The sequence below is a fragment of the Bacteroides sp. CAG:633 genome (genome assembly GCF_000435115.1).
In the GTDB taxonomy this organism is placed as follows: Bacteria; Bacteroidota; Bacteroidia; order Bacteroidales; family Bacteroidaceae; genus Bacteroides; species Bacteroides ndongoniae.
Genome location: NZ_FR882937.1, coordinates 1 through 8,610 on the forward strand (window position 1 = coordinate 1; position 8,610 = coordinate 8,610).

The following is an 8,610-nucleotide window of genomic DNA, read 5'->3' on the forward strand; positions in this document are numbered from 1 at the left end:
GAGAACACTCGTGTTTCTTATCCTATCTACCACATCGAAAACATCGTTAAGCCGGTATCTAAAGGTCCTCACGCTCATCAGGTAATCTTCCTGTCAGCTGATGCCTTCGGTGTATTGCCTCCGGTATCTATCCTGAACCCCGAACAGGCTCAGTACTACTTCCTGTCTGGTTTCACTGCTAAGTTGGCTGGTACAGAACGTGGTATCACTGAACCGACTCCGACATTCTCTGCTTGCTTCGGCGCAGCCTTCCTGAGCTTGCACCCGACTAAATATGCAGAAGAGTTGGTTAAGAAGATGGAAAAAGTAGGTGCTAAGGCATACTTGGTTAACACTGGTTGGAACGGTACAGGCAAGCGTATTTCTATCCGCGATACTCGTGGTATCATCGACGCTATCCTGGACGGTTCTATCGACAAGGCTCCTACAAAGGTTATCCCGTACTTCGACTTCGTAGTTCCGACAGAATTGCCGGGTGTTGATCCGAAGATCCTCGATCCTCGCGACACTTACGAATGCGCTTGCCAATGGGAAGAAAAAGCCAAAGATCTGGCTGGCCGCTTCATCAAGAACTTCGCTAAGTTCACTGGCAACGAAGCTGGTAAGAAGCTGGTTGCTGCTGGTCCGAAGCTCTAATCGAAAAGACTATAAGCAATCAATAAAAGAGAGGGTACATCCGGTGCGGATGTACCCTCTTTCTTTTCTAGTTCTCCAGCAGACAAAACAAGAACCTCACCGTCCACCCGTCACTTTCAGCAGAAAATCAGCAAAAGCCAAAGCCGACTTTTTCCGATAAGTACCCTGTGGCCAAAACAGAAAGCCACGCGAAGTGAGATGGTCATTGCAAAGAATCGGAATCTGCATCAGGTCGGGCTCACCACGAACGGCGGCCTGTGTCAGTATGGTTCCCCACTGCCCGCTTCTCAACGCATGAATGATGGTATGGACGTCGTCCATTTCGACAGAAGCCGTAAGCTCCATATGATGCCGACGGAACAGTTCTTCCACTTTCTTTCTCGTAGCAAACCCAGAAGCCGGCAATATCAACGGCGTCTGCGACAGGCGCTTCAATGTGACCGACGAAAGTTCGGCCAACGGATGCGAACGATGGACGATGAAGTTAAGACGCGAAGAGAAAAGCGGCAGCGTTTCAAACTCATCTTCCACCCCTTCCGGCTTGAACGAAAGTACAAAGTCGGGGCCACTACCGTCCAACCGCTTCAACAGTTCTTCGGAAGTAGCAAAAGTAACTTCTACCCGTACTTTGGGATGGGCTTGCGAAAAAAGCTTCAGTGCTGCAATCAGTAGCGGACTCATGCTGTAAGTCACACCGATACGCAATACCCCTGTTTCAATTCCCTTCAAGTCACGAATAATCTGTCGTCCGTCTTCCGCATCGTGAATGGCCCGGACGGCATAAGGCAAAAAGGCATGACCGGCCTCGGTGGGTACAATACGCTTGCCAATACGGTCGAAAAGCAATACATCCAGTTCATCCTCCAGCTGTTTGATCTGCTGCGAAAGCGTACTCTGAGAGATATGAAGTACACGAGCTGCTTCCGAAAAATTCTGCCGCTCGCAAGCTTCCTTGAAATACTTCAGTTGGCGTAATTCCATGTTTCAATCGTTTTAGCCTATAAGGTTTATCGAAAAAATGAATTTTGCAGATATAAAAAAATAACCCACTCCTCCATATATTTGTTCGAAAACAATAAAGAAAGAAGATGAAAAAGATAAATGGTCACATAACCAACGGTAAAAAAGCCGTTGTCCTCTATTACAGCCACAAAGGAAAAACGGCCGCTTATGCCCGCGAAATAGCCATGTACCTTTGGTCGAAAGGCCTGAATGTCAGCCTGAGCGCCGTGTCGGATGCCACACCGGAGAAGCTGGCAGGATGCGACTTTCTGATTTCGGGTTGCTGGACCTGCGGATGGTTCATCATCGGACAACATCCGCACAGGCAATGGCAGGACTTCAGCCGACAGATACAACAGCTGGTGCAGGCCGACCGTACACTTCTTTTCACCACTTACCGATTCAGAACAGGCAGTATGTACATGCGTATGAAACGGACACTGAACATTCCACGAACATACCCTGTACCCTTTCTGAAATCGAAAACCGGGCGTCTCACCGACGAGGACAAAACTCAATTGGACCATTTCATCGGTATACCCTTTATTCACTAACTATAAACGTAACATGGTATGAAAACTAAGAAACTGACCACCGCTGCAGGAGCACCTGTAGCCGACAATCAAAATGTAGCCACCGCAGGACGCCGGGGGCCGATGCTCTTACAAGATGTATGGTTTCTGGAGAAACTGGCACACTTCGACCGCGAAGTCATTCCCGAACGCCGCATGCACGCCAAAGGATCGGGAGCTTTCGGCAAATTTACCGTAACTCATGACATTACCCCCTACACCAAAGCCTCCATCTTCTCACAGATCGGCAAAGAGACGGAAGTTTTTGTACGCTTCTCGACCGTAGCCGGAGAGCGTGGAGCTGCCGATGCCGAACGCGATATCCGCGGATTTGCCATCAAGTTCTATACAGACGAAGGCAACTGGGATCTGGTAGGAAACAACACCCCCGTCTTCTTCCTGCGCGACCCGTTGAAGTTCCCCGATCTGAATCATGCCGTCAAGCGCGATCCGCGCACCAACATGCGCAGTGCACGCAACAACTGGGACTTCTGGACACTACTGCCCGAAGCACTTCATCAGGTGACTATCACCATGAGCGACCGCGGCATCCCGGCTTCGTACCGACATATGCACGGCTATGGCAGCCACACCTTCTCGCTCATCAATGCTGAAGGCAAACGAACGTGGGTAAAATTCCATTTACGTACCCAGCAGGGTATCAAGAACCTGACCGATCAGGAAGCTGAAGCCATCATAGCCAAAGATCGCGAAAGCCACCAGCGTGACTTGTACGAAAGCATCGAAAAAGGCGATTTCCCACGTTGGACCATGTTCATCCAGCTGATGACAGAAGAGCAGGCTGATAACTGTCCGTTCAACCCCTTCGACCTCACCAAAGTATGGTCGCAGAAAGAATATCCGCTCATCGAAGTAGGCGTACTGGAACTGAACCGTAACCCCGAAAACTACTTCGCCGACGTAGAACAGGCAGCCTTCAATCCGGCCAACGTAGTGCCAGGCATCAGCTTCTCACCCGACCGCATGTTGCAAGGACGTCTCTTCTCGTACGGCGACACACAACGTTACCGCTTGGGCGTGAACCACCATCAGATTCCTGTGAACCGCAGCCGTTGTCCGTTCCTCAACATGTACCATCGTGACGGACAAATGAGAGTTGACGGCAATTATGGATCGACACTGGGATATGAGCCTAACAGCTATGGCGAATGGCAGCAACAAGGCGAATACAAGGAACCACCCCTCGAACTGGACGGAGCTGCCTACCAATGGGACTACCGCGAAGACGATTCGGATTACTATTCACAGGCCGGCGATCTGTTCCGCCTGATGACACCTGCACAACAACAGGTTCTGTTTGATAATACAGCCCGTGCAATGGGCGACATTCCCGAAGAAATCAAACTTCGCCATATCCGCAACTGTCTGAAAGCCGATGAAAATTATGGTCGCGGCATCGCTCAGGCACTGGGCATCGACATGACTCATCCCGGACTGGTCGAAGCCTAACCTAATACTTTCAGCCCTCCAGCAAATCTTACATATAAAAAAGTAACCCAACAAAGACTGGAGGGCTGAAAAAAGTAAAAAAGCAGAGGTTTTTATTGAAATATTTCACTAGTTTTGCCAAGAACTATTTGATTCACAAAAAAGAACCTCTTATGAAAAAGTATCTCCTGCTCGCCCTGTTCGCCATCGGCATCATGGGCTTTCAATCGTGCCAATCGAAACAAGGACGTATCGACGACCTGAAAGACTTCGTAGAAGAAATCAATGAAGAAGGTAAGGATTATACCGCCGAACAATGGGAAAAAGCCAATGAGCAGTTTAGCAAACTACTCGACAAAATCAACTCGTACGAAGACCTCACCGAGGAAGAACTGAAAGAAGTGGCCAAATTGCAAGGTCAATATGCTGCCACCGTATTCAAAAATAGCGGAAAAGCCATCATGGAACAGATGGAAAAGGCTGGTGCTGCACTCGGTGGTTTCCTTGAAGGAGTGGACGAAGGACTGGAAAATCAGGAACAACAAACCAATCCTTAATTTTATAATTGCCAGAAACATCAAACTAAATAAACGTGTATATGAAACTATTGAAAGGTATCGTGGGCGGCCTCTGTCTGTGTGCGGCTATCGGATGTACCGCCCCCGCTTCGCAAAAAGAAAACACTGCGACTTCTGAAAGCCTCAGCCAGTCGGAAGCCGTTATTAAAACCATCATGGATCGTCGCAGTATCCGCCAGTATAAACCGCAACCCGTGAACCGTGACACCATGCAGACCATACTGAAATGTGGCATCAATGCCCCCAACGGTATGAACAAACAGTCGTGGGAAGTACGTGTAGTAGACAATCCGGAATTTATCAACGGCGTAACGGAACTCTACAAGAAGAGCAACCCCAAAGCAGCCGAAGACCCGTCGTTCAAAAACATGTTCCGTAACGCACCGACAGTAGTATTCATTGCCAATGATCCGTCGTATGACTGTTCACAGATAGACTGCGGTCTGTTGGGAGGCAATATGATACTCACGGCACAATCTATGGGTATCGGATCGTGTTGCCTGGGTGGACCGGCACGTTTCATGAAATCACCCGAAGCTGCCGAATATCTGAAAAAACTAAACTTCAGCGAAGGCTACGAACTGCTATACTGCATTGCTTTCGGCTATCCGAACGAAGCGCCTGCCGCCAAACCGCGTAATGCAGAGAAAGTACAATTTATCGACTGAAAAAGGCATAAATAGCAAGTCTCTGGAAACTACTTCAGGCACGAACTACACAGATGGTTGCGGATATCTTTCCTGGCTTCCGCATCGCTTCCATGTAGTTCGTGCCTGAAGAAGTTTATCATCTATCCACATCCTTTTCTCATTCTCCAACCTTGCCACGGCATTGCTTTCTGAACTCGCGCGGCGTGCAGCCGTTCAATTTCTGAAATGCAGCATTAAAACTGCTGACCGAATTGAAGCCGCACTCGAAAGCAATGTTCATCACTGCCTGATTACCAGTCACCAGCATCCGCTGGGCATGAGCAACCCGCTCCTCAATAATATGCTCACCCAACGTAAGCCCGAAGGCTTTCTTGAACAGAGCATTCGCATAGTCGGGATGTAGCCCCACAGCAGCCCCGACATCGGTCACTTTGATAGGCTCCCTATAATTGCGTGCAATATAAATGGCCATCTGTTCTACCAGACTGATCTCACCCGAATATACAGACTGAGTTTCCAATTGTTTCCCCTTGGTCAAGCCTACTGCCATACGCAACAGACGCGCATGCAGCTCCAGTGTAGTAACCTCCTGAAAATAAGGTTTATCGCTCTCCGATGCCATTCGCCTCAGCAAATACTCGTCATAATCGACCTTACCTTGACGCCTTTCGTCATCCAGCAACACACCCCCGCGAAGCACCGCATCGGTAAAAGCTGATGGAAGCCGCCATTCCAGAAACAAGGAAAAAGGAATGGTGCAAACATAGTAAGGCGTATCAGACTCGTAATGCACAATTTGATGAGGAACCAGCCCCCAAAACACTGCCAATCGTCCACAAGGCACTACTACCCTGCGATCCTGAAATAAATAAGCAATGGAACCGGCAGGCACATAGTTCAGTTCTATCTCATTATGACGGTCGGGGCGCCGCATCAGATCGGGAGTCCACACTTCACACGTCAGCCCGTAAGGAGCAAACTCCTGACGGCGACAATCAAACCGGTACATCGGCCCTGTATGTTGCATATTCTCTTCAGGCATTTTCAGCAGTTTCTTCTTATGAAAAGTATAGAATGCCGTAAATTTACGCCATTCTTTCCGAAACACCTAACAATATGCACTGAATTAAAAATTGTTTTCCCATACAAAAGGTAGCAAACAAAACTCATAATATTGTCGCTGCAAAGCTAAAAAGCTGAAAGGGCTGTGTCGAAACCAATAATGTCTCGGCACAGCCCTTTCGCTTATTATATGAAAATACGTCGTTTAAGAGTTCTTGTTCGCACGCTTACGTTCCGTCTCATCAAGAATGACCTTACGCATACGCATGGACTTCGGAGTTACTTCCACATATTCGTCTTCCTTAATGTATTCCAATGCTTCTTCGAGTGAGAATTGTACGGGCGGAATCAGACGGGCTTTTTCGTCTGAGCCACTGGCACGCATATTGGTCAGTTTCTTCGACTTGGTCACGTTCACAACAAGGTCGTTATCATGCGAATGCTCGCCTACAACCTGACCGGCATACACTTCTTCTTGCGGGAAGATAAAGAACTTACCACGATCCTGCAATTTATCGATGGCATAGGCAAAAGCTGTTCCGCTTTCCATCGCAATCATGGAGCCGTTGGTACGACGTTCTATCTCACCCTTATAAGGCTGATATTCCTTGAAACGATGAGCCATGATGGCTTCGCCGGCACTAGCAGTCAACACATTAGTACGCAAACCAATGATACCGCGCGAAGGCATGTCGAATTCCAAGTTCACACGGTCACCCGCACTCTCCATCTTCACCATTTCTCCCTTACGGCGAGTCACCATATCGATAATCTTGCTGGCATATTCTTCGGGGACATTCACTGTCAATTCCTCGATAGGTTCGCATCTTACACCGTCTATCTCCTTAAAGATAACTTGCGGCTGACCTACCTGTAATTCATAACCTTCACGACGCATGGTTTCGATGAGCACCGACAGGTGCAACACGCCACGACCCGATACAATCCATTTGCCATCTTCCTCGCTCTTCTTCACACGCAAAGCCAGGTTTTTGTCCAGCTCCTTCATCAAACGGTCGTGAATGTGACGCGAAGTCACAAACTTTCCTTCTTTACCGAAGAAAGGCGAATCGTTAATGGTGAAAAGCATACTCATGGTAGGCTCATCGATAGCGATAGGCGGCAATGCTTCCGGATTTTCATAATCGCAAATGGTATCACCGATTTCGAATCCTTCGATACCAACCAGCGCACAAATATCACCCGACGATACTTCGGGCACTTTTACACGGCCCATACCTTCAAATGTATGCAGTTCCTTGATTTTTGTTTTTACAATGCTTCCGTCACGCTTTGCCAAAGACACATTCATGCCTTCACGCAACGTACCGCGATGAACACGTCCCACTGCTATACGACCGGTATAGGAAGAATAGTCAAGTGAAGTCACCAGCATCTGCGGCGTACCCTCCAGTTGTTCAGGAGCCGGAATATTCTCCAAGATGCAATCGAGCAACGGAGTAATATTATCCGTTGGCTTCTGCCAGTCGGTACTCATCCAGTTATTCTTGGCCGAACCGTAAATCACAGGAAAATCAAGCTGGTCTTCCGTTGCGTTCAGGCTGAACATCAGGTCAAATACCATTTCATATACTTCTTCGGGGCGGCAATTGGGCTTATCGACCTTATTGACCACCACAATGGGCTTCAGACCAATCTGCAAAGCTTTCTGAAGCACAAAACGCGTCTGCGGCATCGGCCCTTCGAAAGCGTCCACCAGCAGGATACAACCGTCGGCCATATTGAGCACACGCTCTACTTCACCGCCAAAGTCGCTGTGTCCCGGAGTGTCGATAATATTGATTTTAGTACCTTTATAATTGATAGATACGTTTTTCGAAAGAATCGTTATTCCTCGTTCACGCTCCAAATCATTGTTATCCAGCATTAATTCACCCGTGCTCTGGTTGCTTCGGAACAGATTTCCGGCCAGCAGCATCTTGTCTACAAGCGTCGTCTTGCCATGGTCCACGTGGGCAATGATGGCAATGTTTCTGATGTTTTGCATACGAATACCTATTATTTTCAGGGTGCAAAGATAGTGCATTTTTTACGATTACCGTCCGGTATATGTCAAAAAGTCGCTTCCTTAACCCTCTAATTCTCTGTTTCCACACCCGTTTTTCCAATGTACAACCTTCAATCACTGCCATCCTTCCTTCAGGGATCGCTATTGTCACTTTAGTTTTAACATTACAATCCGCTGCTGCGCAATCGGGCACAAACACTCAACTATTTTCGACAAAAAAGAACATAGCAATCACTTTTTTGCCTGAAAGTCATTGCCATATCAAAGATAATATCTACCTTTGCAGCCCCGAAAGGGAATATTCAATAACTTTTTAATTAAACATTTTATGTATTTAGACGCTGCTAAAAAGCAAGAAATCTTCGGCAAGTACGGAAAGTCTAACTCTGATACTGGATCAGCTGAGTCTCAGATAGCTTTGTTTTCCTACCGTATTGCCCGTCTGACTGAGCACATGAAGCTCAACAGAAAGGATTATAGTACTGAAAGAGCCTTGACGATGTTGGTAGGTAAACGCCGTGCGTTACTGAACTACCTGTACAACCGCGACATCAATCGCTATCGTGCCATCGTTAAAGAGCTTGGCTTGCGTAAGTAATCACACTTGCGGCAATAGCATTAAAGCAAAGAAG

Annotated in this window: 9 protein-coding genes; 6 read left to right on the forward strand and 3 right to left on the reverse strand. The window is 47.7% G+C overall.

Annotation, left to right across the window (positions count from 1 at the left end):
• The coding region (locus tag QVP67_RS00120) for a phosphoenolpyruvate carboxykinase (ATP) (protein ID WP_288179729.1) at positions 1-636 on the forward strand (636 nt) is incomplete at its 5' end.
• A gap of 96 nt (positions 637-732) precedes the next feature.
• Here QVP67_RS00120 and QVP67_RS00125 read toward each other — a convergent pair.
• A complete protein-coding gene (locus tag QVP67_RS00125) occupies positions 733-1,617 on the reverse strand; it encodes a LysR substrate-binding domain-containing protein (RefSeq protein WP_022161543.1) in 885 nt (294 codons plus the stop codon).
• Positions 1,618-1,724: 107 nt separating this feature from the next.
• Between QVP67_RS00125 and QVP67_RS00130 the strand changes: the two genes are divergently transcribed.
• From QVP67_RS00130 to QVP67_RS00145, 4 genes are all read left to right on the forward strand, one after another.
• The gene (locus QVP67_RS00130; RefSeq protein WP_022161544.1) at positions 1,725-2,192 is read left to right on the forward strand and encodes a hypothetical protein; all 468 of its coding nucleotides are present in this window, start codon (positions 1,725-1,727) and stop codon (positions 2,190-2,192) included.
• A gap of 18 nt (positions 2,193-2,210) precedes the next feature.
• Positions 2,211-3,680 carry a catalase gene (locus QVP67_RS00135; RefSeq protein ID WP_022161545.1) on the forward strand — a complete coding sequence of 490 codons (1,470 nt, stop codon included), beginning with the start codon at positions 2,211-2,213 and terminating at the stop codon, positions 3,678-3,680.
• Between the two features lie 152 nt (positions 3,681-3,832).
• Positions 3,833-4,216 carry a DUF6565 domain-containing protein gene (locus tag QVP67_RS00140; RefSeq protein ID WP_277122046.1) on the forward strand — a complete coding sequence of 128 codons (384 nt, stop codon included), beginning with the start codon at positions 3,833-3,835 and terminating at the stop codon, positions 4,214-4,216.
• A 41-nt stretch (positions 4,217-4,257) separates the two neighbouring features.
• Positions 4,258-4,905 carry a nitroreductase family protein gene (locus QVP67_RS00145; protein WP_022161547.1) on the forward strand — a complete coding sequence of 216 codons (648 nt, stop codon included), beginning with the start codon at positions 4,258-4,260 and terminating at the stop codon, positions 4,903-4,905.
• 139 nt (positions 4,906-5,044) lie between these two features.
• On the opposite strand, the gene QVP67_RS00150 is transcribed toward QVP67_RS00145, so the two are convergent.
• Entirely contained in the window at positions 5,045-5,914 is an 870-nt protein-coding gene (locus QVP67_RS00150; RefSeq protein ID WP_022161548.1) for a helix-turn-helix domain-containing protein, read from the reverse strand.
• Between the two features lie 240 nt (positions 5,915-6,154).
• Positions 6,155-7,957: a translational GTPase TypA gene (typA, locus tag QVP67_RS00155; RefSeq protein ID WP_022161549.1), complete on the reverse strand. Its 1,803-nt coding sequence runs from the start codon at positions 7,955-7,957 to the stop codon at positions 6,155-6,157.
• 349 nt (positions 7,958-8,306) lie between these two features.
• Here typA and rpsO point away from each other — a divergent pair, with 349 nt between their 5' ends.
• Positions 8,307-8,576, forward strand: coding sequence for a 30S ribosomal protein S15 (gene rpsO, locus QVP67_RS00160; RefSeq protein ID WP_022161550.1), 270 nt, complete (start codon positions 8,307-8,309; stop codon positions 8,574-8,576).
• The last annotated feature ends 34 nt before the right edge of the window (positions 8,577-8,610 follow it).